Origin of the sequence: Natronospira elongata (assembly GCF_034931365.1) — a bacterium.
In the GTDB taxonomy this organism is placed as follows: Bacteria; Pseudomonadota; Gammaproteobacteria; order Natronospirales; family Natronospiraceae; genus Natronospira; species Natronospira elongata.
This window is the reverse complement of record NZ_JAYGII010000001.1, coordinates 163,644-183,980: the sequence shown is the minus strand read 5'-3', so window position 1 is coordinate 183,980 and position 20,337 is coordinate 163,644. Positions and strand designations below refer to the sequence as shown.

17 protein-coding genes are annotated in these 20,337 nt (G+C 59.4%); 5 read left to right on the top strand and 12 right to left on the bottom strand.

Features of this window, described 5'->3' with window-relative positions:
* Window positions 1–37 precede the first annotated feature (37 nt).
* Together VCB98_RS00900 and VCB98_RS00895 are read right to left on the bottom strand one after the other, a co-directional pair.
* Window positions 38–940, bottom strand: coding sequence for a bestrophin family protein (locus VCB98_RS00900; protein ID WP_346049496.1), 903 nt, complete (start codon window positions 938–940; stop codon window positions 38–40).
* A gap of 27 nt (window positions 941–967) precedes the next feature.
* Window positions 968–1,873, bottom strand: a complete 906-nt coding sequence (locus VCB98_RS00895; RefSeq protein ID WP_346049494.1) for a LysR family transcriptional regulator — start codon at window positions 1,871–1,873, stop codon at window positions 968–970.
* Window positions 1,874–1,987: 114 nt separating this feature from the next.
* Here VCB98_RS00895 and VCB98_RS00890 point away from each other — a divergent pair, with 114 nt between their 5' ends.
* The 3 genes from VCB98_RS00890 to VCB98_RS00880 all read left to right on the top strand — a co-directional run bounded on the left by VCB98_RS00890 (window position 1,988) and on the right by VCB98_RS00880 (window position 4,914).
* Window positions 1,988–2,866 carry a pirin family protein gene (locus tag VCB98_RS00890; RefSeq protein WP_346049492.1) on the top strand — a complete coding sequence of 293 codons (879 nt, stop codon included), beginning with the start codon at window positions 1,988–1,990 and terminating at the stop codon, window positions 2,864–2,866.
* Window positions 2,867–2,934: 68 nt separating this feature from the next.
* Complete coding sequence (locus tag VCB98_RS00885) at window positions 2,935–3,768, top strand: hypothetical protein (protein ID WP_346049490.1); 834 nt, start codon at window positions 2,935–2,937, stop codon at window positions 3,766–3,768.
* 198 nt (window positions 3,769–3,966) lie between these two features.
* Window positions 3,967–4,914, top strand: a complete 948-nt coding sequence (locus tag VCB98_RS00880) for a hypothetical protein (RefSeq protein ID WP_346049488.1) — start codon at window positions 3,967–3,969, stop codon at window positions 4,912–4,914.
* Here the strand turns inward: VCB98_RS00880 and VCB98_RS00875 are convergent.
* Together VCB98_RS00875 and VCB98_RS00870 are read right to left on the bottom strand one after the other, a co-directional pair.
* On the bottom strand, window positions 4,892–6,328 hold the full coding sequence (locus VCB98_RS00875) for an SLC13 family permease (protein ID WP_346049486.1): 1,437 nt from the start codon (window positions 6,326–6,328) through the stop codon (window positions 4,892–4,894). The two genes, VCB98_RS00880 and VCB98_RS00875, sit on opposite strands and share 23 nt — an antisense overlap.
* Window positions 6,329–6,880 carry a disulfide bond formation protein B gene (locus tag VCB98_RS00870; RefSeq protein WP_346049484.1) on the bottom strand — a complete coding sequence of 184 codons (552 nt, stop codon included), beginning with the start codon at window positions 6,878–6,880 and terminating at the stop codon, window positions 6,329–6,331.
* 143 nt (window positions 6,881–7,023) lie between these two features.
* Between VCB98_RS00870 and VCB98_RS00865 the strand changes: the two genes are divergently transcribed.
* Together VCB98_RS00865 and VCB98_RS00860 are read left to right on the top strand one after the other, a co-directional pair.
* A complete protein-coding gene (locus VCB98_RS00865; protein ID WP_346049482.1) occupies window positions 7,024–8,790 on the top strand; it encodes an AMP-binding protein in 1,767 nt (588 codons plus the stop codon).
* A 15-nt stretch (window positions 8,791–8,805) separates the two neighbouring features.
* Window positions 8,806–9,708: a bile acid:sodium symporter gene (locus VCB98_RS00860; RefSeq protein ID WP_346049480.1), complete on the top strand. Its 903-nt coding sequence runs from the start codon at window positions 8,806–8,808 to the stop codon at window positions 9,706–9,708.
* 74 nt (window positions 9,709–9,782) lie between these two features.
* On the opposite strand, the gene phoU is transcribed toward VCB98_RS00860, so the two are convergent.
* From phoU to phoB, 8 genes are all read right to left on the bottom strand, one after another.
* On the bottom strand, window positions 9,783–10,520 hold the full coding sequence (gene phoU / locus VCB98_RS00855) for a phosphate signaling complex protein PhoU (protein WP_346049478.1): 738 nt from the start codon (window positions 10,518–10,520) through the stop codon (window positions 9,783–9,785).
* 25 nt (window positions 10,521–10,545) lie between these two features.
* Window positions 10,546–11,400, bottom strand: a complete 855-nt coding sequence (pstB, locus tag VCB98_RS00850; protein WP_374729179.1) for a phosphate ABC transporter ATP-binding protein PstB — start codon at window positions 11,398–11,400, stop codon at window positions 10,546–10,548.
* 43 nt (window positions 11,401–11,443) lie between these two features.
* Window positions 11,444–13,108 (bottom strand): phosphate ABC transporter permease PstA, encoded by a 1,665-nt coding sequence (pstA, locus tag VCB98_RS00845; protein WP_346049476.1) that lies wholly within the window; start codon window positions 13,106–13,108, stop codon window positions 11,444–11,446.
* 36 nt (window positions 13,109–13,144) lie between these two features.
* Window positions 13,145–15,391: an ABC transporter permease subunit gene (locus VCB98_RS00840; protein WP_346049584.1), complete on the bottom strand. Its 2,247-nt coding sequence runs from the start codon at window positions 15,389–15,391 to the stop codon at window positions 13,145–13,147.
* A 277-nt stretch (window positions 15,392–15,668) separates the two neighbouring features.
* Entirely contained in the window at window positions 15,669–16,631 is a 963-nt protein-coding gene (locus VCB98_RS00835; RefSeq protein ID WP_346049474.1) for a PstS family phosphate ABC transporter substrate-binding protein, read from the bottom strand.
* A gap of 345 nt (window positions 16,632–16,976) precedes the next feature.
* On the bottom strand, window positions 16,977–18,089 hold the full coding sequence (locus VCB98_RS00830) for an OprO/OprP family phosphate-selective porin (protein WP_346049472.1): 1,113 nt from the start codon (window positions 18,087–18,089) through the stop codon (window positions 16,977–16,979).
* A gap of 156 nt (window positions 18,090–18,245) precedes the next feature.
* Complete coding sequence (phoR, locus tag VCB98_RS00825; protein WP_346049470.1) at window positions 18,246–19,544, bottom strand: phosphate regulon sensor histidine kinase PhoR; 1,299 nt, start codon at window positions 19,542–19,544, stop codon at window positions 18,246–18,248.
* Window positions 19,545–19,583: 39 nt separating this feature from the next.
* On the bottom strand, window positions 19,584–20,273 hold the full coding sequence (gene phoB, locus VCB98_RS00820; RefSeq protein WP_346049468.1) for a phosphate regulon transcriptional regulator PhoB: 690 nt from the start codon (window positions 20,271–20,273) through the stop codon (window positions 19,584–19,586).
* Window positions 20,274–20,337 lie beyond the last annotated feature (64 nt).

Here is a 20,337-nt window from a genome sequence, read left to right as displayed (position 1 = left end):
TCGCAGAAAGACCTGGCCATCAAGCTAGAAGCACCTATCAGAAAAGATAGCCCAGGCCCTTGGGCTTGACGGGTGCCGGCAGTTCGGTTTCGCCCAGCATCTCGCGCAGGTCGATTTCGATGGTGCGGGCAATGTAGTCAAGGGGGACGTCGTTGACCTCGTTTTCGAAAGGGTTTTCGATATGTCGTCCCACGTATTCCAGCATGATATAGGCATATCCGATCAGCAGGGCAAAGGGGATGGACCAGTAGCCCAGGTGTCCGGCCAGGCTCAGGGGCAATACCAGCAGGAAAAGTATCAAGGTATAGCTCATGAACCAGCTGTACTGCATTGGAAAGGGGGTCTTTTTCAGCCGCTCACTGCTACCCAGCGCTTCATTGAATGCCTGCAGCAATTCAGTAAATCGAACATGGCGGTAGGCATCCAGCCTGCCGGACTCGGCCAGCTCATGAATGGTCTGCCCCTGAAGTCTCAGCAGTGCCAATGGGGGATGCTGACTGGCGCTGACCTTTCTCCGCTCCTGCGGGGACAATAGCGGCTCCATCTCGCTACCCGGCTGGCGACGGCGGAGGAAATGATTGAGCCACCAGGCAAAAGCCGCCTGACGATGAATGAGTTGCCGACGGATGCCGTTGATCCCTTCCCCATCGGGAATCAGCCCCTGCACGAGCAGGGCGAAACTGCGCGAGTTGTACTTGAGCCGCGACCAGATCTGATGCCCCTCCCACCATCGCCCGTAGGCGGCGTTGTTGCGAAAGCCGATCAGAAAGGCCAATGCCGTCCCAAGAAAACCGGCGGCGTAGGACAGGGCCTGCAGTAGATCCCGCTCAAGATAGTCCATGATCAGGCAGGCAAGCAGGGTGAAAAAGGCCAGGATCAAAAACCTGGGCCAGGTGAAGCGCAATAGCTTGCTAAGTGAAATACGTCGGGTGACGATCATGTCGGACTCCTGGGGATCACTGTGATTTCAATCCTCTTCCAGCGCCGCGAATCCCGCGGCCAGGTGATCAATCAGGGCGCGGACGGCCGGGAGCAGGCCGCGCCGGGATGGAAAGACCACATGCACGATCTCCCGCGGCGGGGCCCAATCAGGCAGCAGACTGCGCAAACGATTCTCGGCCAGTGATTCGGTCACCATCATGCGGGGAAGCTGCACCACACCCTGCCCCGCCTCGGCGGCGGCACGCAGGGCGGGCATGCTCTGGGTGACCAGTCGGGGCCGGTGCTGAACGCGGACGGCCTCGCCTCCCGGCCCCTGAAGCTGCCAGACATGACGGTCCCGGGACAGACCGAGGGCCAGACTGGGATAGTCGGCCAGGTCGCTGGGGCTTTGCGGCTCGCCATGGCGGGCCACCAATTCAGGGCTGGCCAACAGGCACTGACCACGGTCGGCAAGTCGACGCAGGGCCAGGTCGCTGTCTTCCAGCGGTGGCGGGCGCACCCGCACGGCCAGATCCAGGCCCTCTTCGATCAGATCCACCCGGCGATTGGTGGCATCGACGTTAACCACCACCCTCGGGTTATTGCTCATGAATTCAGCCAGCATGGGACCGACACGGGCATCCAGCAGGGCAATGGGGCAACTCATGCGAACCACGCCACAGGGTTCGGCGCGACTGGAGTCGATGGCCTCCTGGGCGGATTCGGCCTGAACCAGCATAGCCTTGCAGTGGCCATAATAGACACGGCCAATCTCGGTAACGGTGACATGGCGTGTCGAGCGCTGGAGCAGACGCACACCCAAGCGAGCCTCCAGTGCCGACACGCGGCGGCTGAGCTTGGATTTGGGCTCTCCGAGCGCCCGCGCGGCGGGGGCAAAGCCGCCATGTTCCACCACCTGGGCGAAGTAATAGAGGTCGTTTAAGTCCTGCATGGCGGCTATCGTTCCATATCTGGAACGCTGAGTACAGATTTTGCCCCCTACTCATGTCAGCGTCTCAGTACCACACTGTCTGCAACCGTACAGACAATCCATCAGGAGGATGACATGAAGAAGGTTCTCGCCACTTACAATGCCCCACCCCGGCACTGGGTCGGTGATGGTTTCCCGGTGCGCTCACTGTTTTCCTATGACCGACACGGCAAACACATCAGTCCCTTCCTGCTGCTGGACCATGCCGGGCCGATGGATTTCGATGCCGCCGAAACGCCTCGTGGCGTCGGTGAACACCCGCATCGCGGCATCGAAACGGTGACCATTGTGTATTCGGGCGAGGTGGAACACCTGGACTCCACCGGCGCGGGTGGCAAGATCGGCCCGGGCGATGTGCAATGGATGACCGCCGGTGGCGGCATCCTGCACCAGGAATTTCACTCCCGGGCCTTTACCGCCCAAGGGGGCGAACTGGAGATGGTCCAGCTCTGGGTCAATCTGCCGGCCAGGGACAAGATGACCGATCCCGGTTACCAGACCCTGAGCAACGACGATATCCCGGTGCAATCGCTACCGGATGGTGCCGGCAGCCTGCGCGTGATCGCGGGGGAATACGAAGGCAAGCAGGGTCCGGCGGATACCTTCACGCCCATGCACGTCTGGGATGTCCGCCTGAACAAGGACGCCAGCACTCGCCTGCCCCTGCCGGATGGCTGGACCGGCCTTGTGGTTTCACTCAAGGGCACGATCCAGGTCAATGGCGAGGCGATCACGCGCCCCGATCAGGTCACCGTGCTGGGCACCGACGGCGAGGGCCTACTGCTGGAGGCCAATGACGATGCGGTGCTGCTGGTACTGGGGGGCGAGCCGATCGACGAGCCCATCGCCGGCTACGGCCCCTTTGTAATGAACACTCAGGAAGAGATTCAGCAGACCTTTGAGGATTTCCGCAGCGGCCGTTTCGGCACCATGCCACCCACGGAACGGACTTGACGCAGACAGCCCGGCACCGGTCCTTCCCGGTGCCGGGCCCTCGACAGCCGTCCCCGGATCGCCAATAATTGCGCCCCTTCGTACAACCGGATTTCGGGGGCGTCTTGCGGGAAGAATCGGCAAACGGTCGCCTGGCCAGGCTGGGCTTCAAACTCCATTTGTTTCGCCACGGCCTGACGCGGGGCATCAAGGAAGGCTGGTACCGCATGGTACGGGCACCGTTGGGCCACCTCGCCTGGTTGGGGTGGTGTCATCTGGGGGTGCCGGGAGATCGGCAATTAAGCCGTCGCTGCGCCCTTGCCCATGTGGGGGACCAGACCCTGGTCTGGGTACCGCCCCGCAGCCTGCAGCATTGGGTCCGCTTCGGCAACGGCGCCACCCGAAGGCGGTTCTTCTGGACCGGCGATTGGGATCTGGACCCGCCCCGCATCGAGGATCACGACCGCTACCAGATGATGGCGGATATCTGGCACAACCGGGAAGACCTCAGACAGAGTGAGGCCTACCAATCCCTGATGGCCCGCATCGAGCGCGGTGACCCGCGACGCATCATGAACAAGGGCTACTTCCTCGATACGGAAGCTCGGGTCTTGGCCTGGCTGGAAGAGCTGCTGGATCTGTTCCGCATCCTGACAGAGGAAGGCTTTCGCCTCGACAAGGGCCCGGATGAGCTGAATGTGGCCATTGGTCGAGATGGAACCCTGCTAAAGGCCAATGCCGGTCGCAAACGGACCATGATCTCGCACATCCTGGGCCTGGAGCGCATACCGGTGCGGATTGCCTATATCCACCTGGAATGGTGGCATGAGCAGGCAGCTCGATATACCGGCAACCGGGAACAGCGGCTGCGGGCAGCCCTGGCGGATTATCTGGCTCAGCAGGGCTTTGAACGAGCCGGGTAACTCGGGCAGCAAATATCGCTTGATTTGGGAAAAATGCCACCTGGACGAATGCACGCCACCCACTTAATCTGTATCAAAGTGGGATCTCAGTGGCTGAGCCGTGCGGGAGGCCGGCTGTTACACGGGGTCATCAGAGCCGTAAATTAAGAAACCAAGCGGATGAATCCGCAGGGATGCTCCACCGGATCAGAAGAACTCATGAAAAAAACCAACTGTCTCGCGGCCCTGGGCGGCTGCCTTGCCTGCCTGTTCGCATTGGATAGCCTGGCCAGCACTCGCAATATTCCCACCACCCATAGCGGCATGGGCTTTCGCCAGGTGAACTGGGAAAACCATGAACGCGAATGGGTGGATGGCCTGGAATTCGACGACAACAATCATTACCTGCTGGACTTCAGTATCCGGGCGGGTGACAACTTCTATGCCAGCCTGCTTCTGGATCTGGATGATTCCGAGGACAGCAATCGCCGCATTGCCGGCTACCTCGGCTTCGGTGATTGGGGCCTGTTCATGGACCGGGGACAGATCAGTGGCAGCTACGGGCCATCGGCAGACCTGGACATCTCTCCTGAAGCCGAGCGCTTTCAGGAGGACTACGAATTCTTCGCCCTATACCGCTGGGAGCATCGCCGTGATGGAGGCCGGGTCGGCCTGGGCTATGGCAACTGGACCCTGCCCACCGAGGGCCGCTTCAATGTGGATGTTCCCGGCGGGGTGAGCTTCATCGATACCGCCACCGAATTTGAAGTCCTTGGCATCTACATCGACTACGACTGGATGCGGGCGGTGGCCACCGGCTATCGCAACCCCGGCTTTGGCTCCGACCTGACCACCTTTCTTGGCTATCAAACCTTGAATAACCGGGGCGTGAACGAGGACGCTCTCAGGGCGGCCACCGGGACCGACCCCATCACCGAGGAAAGAAGGGGCCTCGGCGGCTATACCCGCGTCGCCCTGGGGTACTACGGCCTTATGGATGTGAACGACTCGCTGCGAATGACCTTCTCGCTCGGTTACCAGGTGCAACTGATGGGCTTTCTCCTGGGGGAATTCGACAATACTTACCGACGGGACGATGTGGCTACCAGTGAGTCGGGTTCAGTCTGGAACCACGGTTTCTTCTTCAACCTGCGAGCCAACTGGTAAGTAAGCCGCCTCCCGCGACCAACGCGAGGATCAGCAGACTGAGTACAGCCCCTGCTTTCAGCATCTGGGTCACCGCCAGGCGATTGCTGCCGAAGACAATGGCATTGGGTGGAGTGGCGTTTGGGAGCATGAAGGCACAGGACGCGGCCAGGGCCACGGGCATGGCGAGTATCAGCGCGGACTCTCCCTGCCCGACGGCGACGGCTGCGGCGATGGGAATCAGAGTCGCGGCGGCAGCGGTGTTGGACGTGACGTGACTGACCAGCATGGCGACAGCGGCCACCGTGACCACCAGCACCGGCATGGGGTGGGCTGCCACCGCCTCGAGCCCCAGGGCCACGGTATCGGCCAGACCGCTCTCCTTGACCGCAAGCCCCAGACTCAGACCCCCACCAATGAGTATCAACACCCCCCATGGAAGCTGGCGGGTATCTTCCCAGCGCAGCAAGGGTTCGGCATCCCTGCCTCCGCTGCCCATGGCAAAAAGAAGCACTGCGGCCGCCAGGGCCACAATGGCGTCATCCAGTCCGGGTAACCACGTGGTCAGCCAGGGCCTGCTCATCCAGGCCAGCACCGCCAGGACGAACACCCCGGCAACTCTTTGTTCAGCCGGGGTCCACGGCCCCAGGGCCTGACGCTGACGCTCGAAGCGCTCCGCGAGGCCGCTGAGGTCCTGGCGGCCCACGGGAAAACAGATGCGGACCAATACCCACCATGCCAACAGCAGCAACAACAGAGCGATGGGCAGGGCGATCATCATCCAGCCGGCAAAACTCAGATGAATGTCATGCTGCTCGCCGAGGTAGGCGGCAAGGATGGCATTGGGCGGGGTGCCGATCAGGGTGGCCATGCCGCCGATATTGGCGGCGAAGGCCACCCCAATAAGCAAAGCCGGCGCCAGTCTCTCCGATACGGTCTGGCCGTCATCCTGCTGGGACAGAGCCAGCACCGACAAGGCAACCGGCAGCAGAATGGCAGTAGCGGCCGTATTGCTGATCCACATGCTCAGCAGCGCCGTGGCCGCCATGATTGCTGCCACTAGCCGATCAGGCCGGCTGCCACCCAGAGATACCACCGCCATGGCCAGGCGACGGTGCAGGCCACTGGACTGGATTGCCAGAGCAATGACAAAACCGCCAAGAAACAGAAATACCACCGGATTGGCGTAGGGTTCGGCTGCTTCAGCCAATGCCAGGGTGCCCGTGAGCGGCAGTACGACGACAGGCAGAAGCGCCGTGACCGCCAGAGGAAGGATTTCCGTAATCCACCAGATCATCATCCAGGCAGCCAGGCCACAAACGAGCCAGGCAGGCTGGCTGAGCACCGCCGGGGGTGGCAATAGCAGGGTAATGGCGAAGACGAGCGGACCCAGCAGCAGTTTCAATGCCCGACGACAGGCGCTGGGAGCCATCATCTAGAAGGGGGGACGCGCAGCACGCCAGTTGGCCCAGACGCCCGCGGCACCCAGAAAGACGAACCACATACCCACCCAGGCGGGCATGGACAGGCCCAGGAAGGCCCAGTCCACCTCGGCGCAGTCACCGGTACCGGTAAAGGCCATTTCCAGGGTCTCCCAGAAGCTGAAGACCTCGATCATGTAGCTGAGATCGGCACCACAGGCGGCAAATTCCTCCCCCGGAAGATTCTGTTGACGAATATGCCAGGCCGATATGCCGGCCCCACTCAGCGCGGTCAAGCCCGTCAACCCGGCCATCACACGGGAGCGCACAGGGCCGCCCCCCACCACTGCGGCACTCAGAAAGACCAGCATCAGGGCAATCATGGCGATCCGTTGAAAAATGCACAGCGGACAGGGCTCCAGACCAACCACGAACTGGCTATAGTAGGCATAGGCCAACAGGACCGCGCACACTGCGGCGGCGAGCAGATTGAAGGGACGAGCTTCCAGCAGGCGATCCAGCACGATGACAGGCACTCCGGCGGTGATTGCGTGGTTTCGGGCCATTCTAGCAAAGCCCCAGCCTGCTTTCCTCGTCATTGATAGGCGGGCCAGGCCGGGCAAATCCGGCAGATTAGCCGCACCCACTACCCGCTGCGGCTGATCCGATGGTAGTCTTGAACACTTGTTTGAATTAAGGGGACTGAAGCATGAGCGATTGCCAGGCCTATGACCGCGCACCCTGGTCGGACCAGTACGAACACCCCATTGAGCCGGACCAGGTGGTAGCCGGCTACGACAGCCTGCCCGATCTCATTCGGGAGGCCTCCCAGGCTTACTGCGACAAGATAGCCTTCACCACCTGCATGCCCAATGGCATGAACGGCTCGCTGCGCTATTCAGAGGTGGAGGAAATGTCCGACGCCTTTGCTGTTTACCTTCGAGAAGAGCTTGGTCTGGAAGCAGGCACCCGGGTGGCTGTACAGATGCCCAACTGTCTGTCTTTTCCCATCGCCGCCTTCGGCACCCTCAAAGCCGGCTGTGTTCTGGTAAACACCAACCCCCTCTACACCGGCCCGGAAATGCGTCATCAGTTCAACGACTCCGGAGCCGAGGTGGTGGTCATACTTGACATGTTCATGGACAAACTGGAATCGGTGATCAAAGAAACACCGGTCAAGCATGTCGTCGTTTGCAGTCTGGCCCAGTGGTTCCCACCTATTGTGCGCGGAATCATGAAGGGCGTATTACGGTGGTGGAACCGGGCCATTCCCGACCATAATCTCAAGGCGACTTCCATCCACCGGGCAGTGGAAGTGGGCCGTCGCCGTCTCAATGAAGACTCCATTTCGGTGGCGGACTACAGCAGCGGAATCCGTCTTGAGGACGGTGCGGTCCTGCAGTACACCGGCGGCACCACCGGTGTCAGCAAGGGGGCCCTGCTGAGTCATGGAAACCTCCTGGTCAACATGCGTCAGCTGGACCTGATCTCCCAGGATTATGCGGAACCGGGTAAAGACTGCGTGGTTACCGCCCTGCCCATGTATCACATCTTCGCCTTCACCGTGAATCTCCTGCTTTTCTACCACCATGGTGGGCGCAATGTACTGGTCCCCAGCCCTCGCCCCATCCAGAACTGTCAACGGGCCATTGAGAACTACCCCGTCAACTGGATCACAGGGGTGAACACGCTTTACAACGCACTCCTCAATGAGGAATGGTTCAACGTCTACCCCCCCAAGACCATGAAGGTCGCCCTGGCGGGCGGCACGGCCTTGCATCAATCAGTGGCCGAGCGCTGGGAACAGGTGGTGGGCTGCCCCATTGCCGAGGGTTACGGCCTCACCGAAAGCTCCCCCCTGCTCTGCTTCAACCCCATCAGCCGAACCCGTCAGGACAGCATTGGCATCCCAGCGCCCGGCACCCAGGTACGGATCGTGGATGAAGAAGGCCAATGCGTGACACCGGGCGAAGCAGGCGAATTGATCGCCAAAGGACCACAGATCATGCAGGGCTACTGGAACCGCCCCGAGGAAACGGAAAAGACCCTCCGCGACGGCTGGCTATACACCGGCGATGTGGCCGCCATGGACGAAGACGGCTTTTTCCGCATCGTGGACCGGAAGAAGGACATGATTCTGGTTAGCGGCTTTAACGTCTACCCCAATGAGGTCGAGGAATGCCTCGCCCAGGTGGACAAGGTTCATGAATCGGCAGTTGTGGGTTTGACCGACGAGAAATCCGGTGAGGTGCCATGGGCATTCGTCGTCAAGCGCGATGAGAGCCTGACCGAGCAAGAACTCGCTGCTCATTGCAAGGAGAACCTGGCGGGGTACAAGCGGCCCAAGCGCTTCATCTTCCGGGATGAATTACCGAAAACGCCGGTTGGCAAGGTGCTGCGCAAGGAGCTCCGGGCTGAAATCGAGGATGGCAGCAAGGCTGCCACGGCCAAAACCAAGAACAAGACTGCTGCCTGACCAGGGGACTGAAACATGCTGACACCACTTGAGGAACAACTACTGGCAATCATGATGATTGTCATCATGCTGGGCATGGGGGCCTCGCTGACCTTCAAGGACTTCCGCATCGCCCTCCGTCACCCCCAGGCCATCGGCATCGGCTTTGCGTCTCAATACCTTTTCATGCCCTTGATTGCCTACATTCTGGCCCAGGTCTTCAATCTCAGCGGCCCGCAGACCATTGGCCTGATTCTGATGGGCTGCGTACCAGGCGGGACCACATCCAACATCTTCGCCTATTTCTCCAAGAGCATGCTGAGCCTGAGCATCCTGATGACCATCTGCTCAACCATTGCCGCCTTCATCATGGTGCCACTGGTCATGGAGCTGTATACGCGAGGTGTCGAGGATGCACTGCGAATTCCGCCCGAGAACATTGCCAGCATCCTCTTCGTTCTGCTTATTCCAACGGTCATCGGCATGTGGGCGCGCAAGAAGAACGCCAATTTCGGAGCCGTAACCGAGTTGATCGGCGGCCTGCTGGGCGTGGTGGTTATTCTATTCCTGCTCGTTACCTGGATCCCGAGAAACTGGCAACTTCTAATGGAGACTGGCCCGGAAGTATATGGCTCGGCCATATTCCTTGGCCTTTGCGGCTTCCTGATCGGCTACTGGTTTAGCCGCGGCTTCCGCATGAACAAGCAGAAAGCCCGAACGGTATCTCTCGAAACCGGCATCCAGAACGGACCGCTGGCCATTCTCATCGTGGTCCTTACCTTCGATGGGGCTATTCAGCAGGAGATCATGCTGATCCCGGTGATGTACTCTTTATTCATCGTCATCAACTCGACGATCATCACCTTTTTCTATCGGGCCAGAAGCAAACGGGAAGAAATTGCTCGGGATCAGGCTAAGGTTGAACCAGCCAAATCCTGAGTGATAACATCAGAACCGACACGGGAGCGGCAAAGGTGCCGCTCCCGTGTCTTTAACAAAAATCGCCTGCAGCGCTAAGGGCTCTCTGACTCCTTCCCTCCCCCCCCAATCTCTCGCTCCATTTCCTCAACCGGCGCATGTCGCAAGTCCTTCCCCTCGACGAGATAGATAATGTACTCCCCAATATTCTTGGCGTGATCCCCAATTCTTTCGAGGGAGCGAGCCACAAAACTCATATCCAGGGTGCGTCGCACATTCCTTGGATCTTCCATCATATAGGTAATATTCTGACGCATGATGACCTCATACTCTGCATCGACAGTTTCGTCCGCCCGAGCCAGATCAACTGCCACTTTCGGGGATAAGCGGGCGAATCCATCCAGCGCATCGCGGAGCATGGATTGCACATAGCCGCCCAGGCGGCCCAGCTCCCGATAGCGATGAGCGGGCTGATCACCCTCTGCAAGCCGCGAAGCCAGTCGAGCAATGCGCTCTGCCTCATCACCCATGCGCTCAAGATCTGTGATGGTCTTTAGGATCACAATCACCAGCCTGAGATCGCTGGCTGCCGGCTGGCGGCGTGCCAGAATCAAATTGCACTCCTCGTCAATTTCCTTTTCCATTGCATTGACTTGGCCGTCGCCATCGATCACTGCTTGGGCAACTGAAGCATCGCTTTCGATCAGCGATCGGATTGCCCCCGCAATCTGGTTCTCAACCAGCCCACCCATGGCGAGGACCCTATTCCGAACGTCTTCCAGCTCACGGTTGAACTGGCGGGAGATATGTTGATCAAGATTCAGTTTATCCATGTCGCACCCCTGCGGTCGCGATAGATCAGCCGTAGCGGCCGGTAATGTAATCTTCGGTAGCCTTCTTCCTGGGATTGGTGAAGACGCTGACTGTGTCGTTGTACTCAATCAGCTCACCCATGTAGAGATAGGCGGTGTAATCGGATACCCGGGCGGCCTGCTGCATGTTGTGAGTCACGATCACGATAGTGTAGTCGTTCTTGAGTTCGTAGATCAGCTCCTCGATCTTCGCCGTGGAAATGGGGTCCAGCGCCGAAGCAGGCTCATCCAGCAAGAGAACCTCAGGTTCAATGGCCACGGCTCTTGCGATCACCAGTCGCTGCTGCTGGCCGCCGGACAGGCCGAAGGCGTTTTCGTGCAAGCGGTCCTTGACTTCATCCCAGAGGGCAGCCCGTTTCAGCGATCGTTCCACCACCGCATCCAGCTTGCGCCGGTCACGCACCCCCTGAAGCCGTAGTCCGTAAGCCACATTTTCGTAAATGCTCTTGGGAAAGGGATTGGGCTTCTGAAAGACCATACCCACACGTCGCCGCAATTCAGGAACATCCACCTTGGGGGCGTAGATATCCTCCCCATCGATCTCTATCTTGCCCTCGATGCGACATGTGTCGATAAGGTCGTTCATCCGGTTCATGCATCGCAGCAGCGTGGATTTTCCACAGCCACTGGGCCCGATAAAGGCGGTAACCCGTCGGGACGGGATCATCAGGTCTATGCCCTTGAGTGCCTGATCCTCGCCGTACCAGAGCTTCAGGTCTCTGATATTGATGCAGCTTTCCTCATCCGAAAGCTTCAGTCGCCGGCCACCCTCCTGACTGGCGAAATACTTCGGGTCCATGGCATGGGTGACGGGCTCTTTTCCCTGCTTCTGCTCTGTCATGTCTTGATACCATTGATTGTTGGTAGAAAACCGAGCCTGAGAGTCAGTCACTCTCGCTCTTGTACTTCTCGCGAAGCCGGTTACGGATCGCGATGGCCGTCAGATTGAGGATGATGATGATGGTCACCAGAACCAGTGCGGTGGCGTAAACCAGGGGCCTTGCCGCCTCTACGTTGGGACTCTGGAATCCCACGTCATAGATATGAAAGCCCAGATGCATGATGCTGCGCTCCAGGTGGACATAGGGGAACTGTCCATCCACCGGTAGATTGGGTGCCAGCTTCACCACGCCCACCAGCATCAGCGGCGCCACCTCCCCCGCGGCACGGGCCACTGCCAGGATCAAGCCGGTCATCATGGCCGGCGAGGCCAGTGGCACCACTGTCCGCCAGAGGGTCTCGGCCTTGGTGGCCCCCAAAGCCAGACTTCCCTCCCGTACGGTCTTGGGAATCCGTGCCAGTCCTTCCTCCGTGGAGACGATCACCACCGGCAGGGTCAGCAAGGCCAGGGTGAGAGAAACCCAGATCAGGCCCGGGGTACCAAATGTGGGTGCCGGCAGGGCCTCCGGGTAGAAAACCTGGTCGATATTGCCGCCGATGAAATAGACGAAAAAGCCCAGACCAAATACACCGAAGACAATGGACGGCACCCCGGCCAGATTGTTCACGGAAATACGGATGGCTCGTGTAAGCGGCCCCTGCTTGGCGTACTCCCGCAGATAGATGGCGGCGAGCACACCAAAGGGTGTGACGAATATGGACATGATCATGACCATGGTCACCGTGCCGAAGATGGCCGGAAAAATACCGCCTTCCGTATTGGCCTCCCGGGGATAATCGGAGAGAAAGCGCCAGAAGCGGGAGAAGTACTCACCGATTTTCTCTGAGGTTGACATGGCATTTGGCGCAGTAGCCCGGACAAGATTGGCGAAGTTGATCTCCACCATCCGACCGTCCATGACCTCGAAAACTGCGGAAACATTGCCCGCCTGGTCCCGCTTCAGCTGCCTCTGCTCACGAAGCTGATTGTATTCCTCCTGGAGCGAACCCATCTCCGCGTCCAGTTCCTCGTAACGCTCGGCCTTTGCCGTCTCGGACATGCGCTCGTCCATTTCAACTCGGCGACGTTCCAGGCGAATCTGCTCCATCCGGAAGTTGACGCCACCGATTTCGTAGCGATCAATACGAGCAACCTCGTCCATCAGACGAACACTCTGTGGCGCCAGATCCACAAGGGCCTGGAGAGCGGCATCACCGGTGGCGACCGGCACACCCCCTTCCCGCACTTCCCGGACGTAGCCATAAAAGTCACCCCATTCCCGGCGCTCCAGGCGAACCAGATTTTCCGGATAACGCCAGTCCCTGAGTTGCTCCGCCACATACCAGGCAAAATCCCGGGGCAGCAGGTCTCGGTTGCCATGCTTGATCAGGTGTCGTACCACCACCTCCTGGTCCTCCGGCACCTCAAGCCCCGTCTCTCGCATGGCGGCTGCGGTCATGGTCTCGCTCTGGCTCAATTCGCCGATCAGCCGTCTTTCCTCACCGTCTTCAGAAAGATACGTGATCTCGGCAATATCCGACGGCCAGAAATGTCCGAGGCCTCGCACGGCGATCAGACCAATGAGGCCGATCACCATGATCATGCTCAGGGTCACCGCACCGGCGTTCAGCCAGATCCAGGGTGTGCCACTCTTGAACCAGTTCGTCATTGCATGTTTCCCGTCAATACCGTCCCGATGGCGGGATCAGAGTGAGCTGTACTTGCGCCGCAGACGCTGGCGGACGATTTCGGCAATGGTGTTGAGGACAAAGGTCGCCATGAACAGAACCAGCGCCGCCAGGAAGAGAATCCGGTAATGCGTCCCGCCGCGGGCGGCCTCGCCCATCTCCACGGCAATGTTGGCCGACAGGGTGCGCATTCCCTCGAAGATATTGAAATTCACCACCGGGCTGTTCCCGGTGGCCATCAACACAATCATGGTCTCGCCCACGGCTCGGCCGAAGCCGATCATTACCCCGGAAAAGATCCCCGGGCTGGCGGTAAGCAGCACGACTCCCACCATGGTCTGCCACGGTGTTGCGCCGAGAGCCAGGGAGCCCTGAGTCAGGTGCTTGGGCACGTTGAACACCGCGTCCTCGGCAATGGAGAAGATGGTGGGAATCACTGCAAAGCCCATGGCGAAGCCCACAACCAGAGCGTTACGCTGGTCGTAGGCGATACCCTGCTCGGTAAACCACTGGCGCATGTCACCGTCAAACAGGGCCACCTCTACCCAGGGGCTGGCACTGACGCAGACATAGCCCACCACCAGCACCACCGGCACCAGTATGGCGGCCTCCCAGCCTGGCGGCACCCGCTCACGCAGAGTGACCGGGAGCACACGTGTCCACAAAAAAGCGGCCGCCATCATGAAGACGGGCATCAGGATCAGAATGCTGAATACCGCCGGCAGGTTGTTCTCCACAAAGGGCGCCATCCACAGCCCGGCGAGAAAACCCAGAATGACCGTCGGCAGGGCCTCCATGATCTCGATGGTTGGCTTGACCACGCCGCGCAGGCGGGGCGTCATGAAATAGGCCGTGTAGATGGCGCCCATGATTGCCAATGGCATGGCAAAAAGCATGGCGTAGAACGCGGCCTTGAGGGTCCCGACGGACAGGGGCACGAAGCTGAACTTGGGCTCGAACTCGTCGGTGGCCGAAGATGATTGCCACACATACTCCGGCCGATCACGGCCCTCGTACCAGACCCGGTTCCACAGGGCGCCGAAGGATATTTCCGGGTGGGGATTGGTCATGCGGCCGAACGTGAGCCGGTCCGGCGCATCCGTGAACAGGAAGCTGTTGTTGCGCGGTGAGACGGCTACCCGCCGGATGGGCTGATCGGAAACCTGCTCCATGGCCAGAGTGCGGGCTGATGTTCCGTAATGCACCCCCACATGACCACTTTCATCACCGACAATAAATCCCTTGCGGGCATATTCCGGGAAGATATGGGTAATGGCACCCGGATGACGATCGAACTCGCGAATGCGGGTCAGACGCCGAACATTGTCCTCGTCGCGAACCAGGAACCATTGGGTCAGGGAACCATCGGCCCCGCCGACGATGATAGACACGGTGCCCAACAGGTATTCCATGGCGGTGACGCCGCCCTCCACCCCTTCCACCACGCTGGTACTGTCCACCAGGCGAGCCTGCTCCGGACGGTGGATATCATAATAATGGAGACTACCCTGCTGGTCGCCGATCACCAGGTTGCGCAGGGTAATGTCCACCAGCATGGAGGAGATCTCACCGGGGGGCGTCGGCAGCGCATGCATGCTACGAGTCAGCTCCACCTCGTCAGTCATGAAGTGACGCCGGGCCTCGTAGCGCGCATAAGTCAATGCCCCGTTGGTGGTCTCGGTTATCAGGGCATAACCGCGCCCCCCCTCCTGGACGGCGATATTGCGCACCGCAATACGTTCTTCGGCGACCCGAATGGGTTCTTCGCCCAACGGGAACCTGAGGCGAGGGGTTACTTGGCGTTGATTGTCCGGATAAGTGATCTCATACTCGAGTTGAACCACCAGGGCTGTACCGTCAGACAGGCCAAATGCGGCCAACCCGGTCCGCGGCTCGCCGGTCGCAAAGCTGGTAATCGCCACGCCGAGGGGAATGTCCAGCATTTCGGTTCGCAGGACTTCACCGGACTCCGGCTGGAAATATATCGCCTGGCCCTCGCTCGTATAGCGAACGCCCACGGCGTTATGCCGATCAGTGGCGAAATAGAGTGTCTCGGCCTGATCAAAACCCGGCATTTCGTAACTGATCGGCTCATCCAGATCCGCACCCTTGAACAGGGGAGTCACTTCGCTGAACAGATACACGAAGATGGTCGCCAGGGAGATAATCACACCGATCCCCGCCATGGCCACAAAACCCTTGGCAAACCAGTCCTTGGTTCGACGCCAGCGACGCAGCCGGGTCCGGGCCTCCGGCCCGGGCATCAGGCCGTCGTCACCGTGGCCCGCCTCCGGCGACCCTGCTTCACTCTGCTTGCTCATCGTTGATCTGTCCCGAGTGCCTGCTTCCATTTGTGGCCCGTCCTGAACGGGTCCGCTCGTTGCGCCGGCAATGCTACGGAGCACTCATGACAGAAACATGACAGTTTCGCGACACAATGGTTAAGGATCTCATTAATGAAACACGCCATTGATTACATTAAAAAAAACGCCCGGCTGTCACCGGGCGCTCTGCCACATCAATGAACGTGAAGGGGCTGTGTTACAGGCCCAGACGATCTCTCCACTGTTCAGCGACGGAGGCCGGCAGGGGGATGAAGCCGTCACGAACGGTCACTTCCTGGCCCTGTCGGGACAGCACCAGCCTGAAAAACTCACGCTCCAGGGGCGGCAGTTCCTCGTTGGGGTGCTTGTTCACCGCCACGTACAGGAAGCGAGCCAGCGGATAATCGCCGGTAGCTGCGTTCTCGGCGTTGGGCTCGAAAAGCTCGCCATCCTCACGACCGACCTTGATGGCTTTCACGCCCGAGGTGTTGTAACCAATGCCCGAGTAGCCAATGCCATTACGGGATTCCGTGACGCCCTGCACCACGGAGGCGGAACCGGGCTGCTCGTTGATGGCATCCTTGAAGTCGCCATCGCAGAGGGCATGCTGACGGAAGTAGCCATAGGTCCCGGAGACGGCATTACGACTGTAGAGAGTGATATCCCGGTTGGACCAGGCACCACTCAGGCCGACCTGCCCCCAGCGGGTGATGGTTTCATCGTGACCACAGCGGCGGGTGTCGGAGAAAATGGCGTCTATCTGCGGAATGGTAAGACCGTCGATGGGATTGTCCCGATTGACGTAGACCGCAAGCACGTCGATGGCCACCGGCACCAGTGTGGCTTCATAACCATGTGCCCGCTCGAAGTCGGCCATTTCGCTGTCACGCATGCCACGGCTCATGGGCCCGAAGTTGGCGGTCCCTTCGGCCAGGGCGGGCGGGGCGGTGGAGGTGCCGGCACCCTGGATCTGGATATTGACGTTGGGATAGAAGTCCTGGAATTCCTCGGCCCACAGGGCCATGAGGTTGTTCAGGGTATCCGAGCCCTGGGAGGACAGGTTTCCGGAAATCCCGGAGACGGCCTCGTATTCGGGCAGGTTGGGGTCCACATCGGCTACCGCCACGACGGGGGCAGCCAGTCCGGCGACAATTCCGGCGGTCATCAGCTTTCTCAGCATGGTCACTTCCCTCTTCAGGTTTGCGAGTCAATGCAGGGAAACCCAGTGTCTCCCCGATACGCAGGAGCATTGTCGGCCTGAAGAATGACAATGGTAGGAAAGTGATTTGACAGTTTTGTGACCGCTCCCAGGCGTTGATCAGTCGGGATATTACCCTTCCATGGCAATGACAGCTTGCGTCCCGGCCTTGGAGCCGGCAGGGCTTTGCCTTCGGCTTGCCATGGCCTATCTATGGCCCCGGCCAGAAACACCATGCCGCTGGTCTATAGGGCGGGACCAGCAAAACAAGAAAAGGCCCTGCCGAAGACAGGGCCTTTCACAAAAGCACCTACTACTAAGAGGGTGTCAGAAGGAAACCTGAGTTCGGAAGAGGAAGATATTGGGCTTGTCCGATACGCCACCCATATCGGCGTCCACCGCGATATAGTTCCACATGAACCGAACATTCTTGGCGGCATAGTAGTTCAAGCCGAGGGTGATATTGTCCTGTTCACCACCCTGGAAATCGCCATCATTCAGATCAATATGACTGTAGCGCAGGGCAACTTCCCAGGATCCGACTTCCGGGTTACGGAAGGCACCGCCACGGTAGGCCCGCTTCGAGCCCCCGAAGACGTAACTGGCTTGGGCGTAATAGCCATCAAAATCCACATCGCTGAAGCCGCTTTTCCGGTCCGTGCTCACTGACAGATACTCACCTTGCAGAGTCAGGGCACCAACCTGATAACCGGCCTCCAGGCCAAAGCGGTTGATTCGGTCAACCTCATCGATGGTGCCGGTATCCACGAGTCGAATACCCGTGACCCGGGACTCGGGACGGGCCCGAAAGCGTGCGGTTTCGTCCTCACTGGAAGCAGTGTCTTCGCTGGTAAAGGCCGCGCCCAGGTGGAGAATACTGTTGTCATTGTTCACCGGGGTGCCGAAAATGCGGGCGCCAATACCAAAACCCTCGTCAGCACCGTCAGAAACACGGTCATTGTTGGTTCCGACCCCCTGGCCAAAGAGCATGCTGGCGAATCCCCAGTTATCACCACCGCTGCGGTAACCGAAGCCGGTACGACGGGACTGAGCAAAGCTGGTGGGCAGGGACCGCTCGATGAAAGCAAGGTGATTCGAGCTGGTCAGCTCATCCATGCCGAAAGGCACCTTGAAATGGCCGATAGTGAGGTCACCATTCTCCAGGCCCGTATAACGCAGATAGACATCGCGAAAGCCAACACCATTTTCCGCGAAGTCGATTTCCGACTGATAGGACCAGTTGTCGTCAACACTGCCACTCACACCCAGACGGGCACGACGGAGTCGATGACCATCCGCCAGATCGATATTATCTTCATCATGCAAGGCGTAGTCGAGATGTATCCGCCCCCGGGGCTTGGGATCGGCCATGGCCGGCACCGCAACGGAGACGCCAATAGCGGCAGTGAGGGCAAGCGTGCCGAACTTGATCATGTTCATTCAATATTCTCCTTACAGCCTCAGTAGTTTATCGAGTCAGGTATTGGCGCGCCGGACAAATTCCCGGGCCCCTTCCACCAGGGATTCCTATAAAAGGTCCCGAAGTGACAGGGGCATCCTAGGCCCAATGAATGACGAGTACGTGAAGCCTTTGTTTCAATTTGGTGATGCCTGAACACGATCGGCAGGAAGTATGCAACGGAAAGTGCTGCCCTTGCCGGGCTGACTTTCAATCTCCAGACGACCGCCATGTCGCTGTATGACATGTTTCGCAATTGCCAGGCCCAGACCGGTGCCGCCTTCTTTTCGGGTCCGAGCCGGATCGGCACGGTAAAAACGCTGAGTAAGATGAGGGATATGCTTGGGCTCAACACCCTGACCCGTATCAATTACGGAGAAACGCCCTGAACCGGCCGGCGTAATATCCCAGACAAGCCGAACACTGCCGGATTCCGGCGTGTAACGCATGGCGTTGAATACGAGATTGGAGAAGGCGCTATAGAGCTCTGATTCCACACCCAGCATCATGGGCCGTCCACTTACTTCAACCTGCACATCCCGCGGCCCTTTCCCCAGCGCCAGGGCTTCCTCCCTGAGGCGGTTGAGCATGCCTCTCACATCCACCGGATCCCGGATCGCATCCGGCTCCTCTGTCTCCAACCGAGACAGTTCCAGCATGTCATTGACAATTGAAGTCATGCGCTGGGTCTGTCGCTGCATCTCCTCCACCGGCCGCTGCCATTCGGACTGCACATGGGGATCCTCTCCCAGTGCGTCCAGATAGCCCTGTACCACAGTCAAGGGAGAGCGAAGCTCGTGGGAGGCATTGGCGACAAAATCGCGCCGCATGCGTTCCAGGCGGTGCAAACGGGTCACATCTCGGATCAACAGCAAGCGCTGACCCTCGCCATAGGGGACGACGCTCAGATTGAGCCACCGGTCACGATGGATTGGTGAACCGACTTCAATGGTTTCCGGGGCCTCTCTCGAGGAAAGCTGCTTGAGAAAGCGTGGCTCCCTCAAGAGATTGCTGATGGGCTGCCCCAGGTCCTGGCTGCCCTTGAGACCAATCATTGCCTGGGCCGATTGATTGAACCAGACGATATGACCCTGCCGGTCCAGCACCACGGTGCCATCAGGCATGGCCTCGGTGGAACTGCGGAATTCCCGGAGCACACGGGCAAGGCGGCGTTTTCGGTTTAGATGACGTTGCTGGAGTCGATAGTAATGATCAAAAACCTCTCCCCAGAGACCGGACCCCACCGGAGGGTTTCTCTTCCGATCCAGCCGAAACCAGCGCTCCAGACGATAAAGTTGCCAGAGATGCCAGGCGGCATACAGGGACAAGCCAACAACCAGCCCGGGTGCCAGACCGATGCTCAACCAGCCCAGAAGGCCCGCCGGCACCAGAAGCAGCACAATCCTGAGCAGTTCCAGCGACCAGAGCGCTCGCATTGACCGACCCTCCCTTTCCCCGGGGTCACCGGGCGCTCATCAGTCGGAAGAAAAACGGTAACCGGTTCCCCGCACCGTCTGCACATAGTTGTCATAGCCCACGGGCGCCAAGGCCTTGCGCAGACGGCGGATATGCACATCCACCGTACGCTCCTCCACATAGACATTGCTGCCCCAGACCCGGTCCAGCAACTGCCCGCGAGTGTAGACCCGATCAGGGTGGGTCATGAAAAAGGTGAGCAAGCGATATTCCGTGGGACCAAGGTCCACGGACTGACCATCGGCAGAGACCCGGTGACTGGCAAGGTTCACTTCCAGGCCATTGATCTTGACCTGCTCGTCTTCGCTCTCCGGCGCTGCACGACGCAGCACGGCTTCGATCCGGGCGATCATTTCACGAGAGGAGAAAGGCTTGGTGATGTAATCGTCCACACCGCTCTCAAAGCCGCGGATCTTGTCATCCTCCTCGGAACGAGCAGTCAACATGATCACCGGCAACCGGCGGGTCAGCTCTTCCCGCTTTAGAAAGCGGGCATATTCCAGGCCACTGGTATCGGGCAGCATCCAGTCCAGGATCACCAGATCAGGCAGCTGCTCTGCGATTCTCAGCCGGGCCTGCTCCGCATCCTCCGCCTCACTGACCGCAAAACCGGCCCGCTTAAGAGAAAATGCGATCATCTCCCGGATGGCCGCGTCATCCTCAACGATCAATATCTGTTTTCCGCTCATGGAACCTTCCATGCTTGAAACCCATGCGGATTACATCAGTGCAATATTACAGCGAAATGACAGT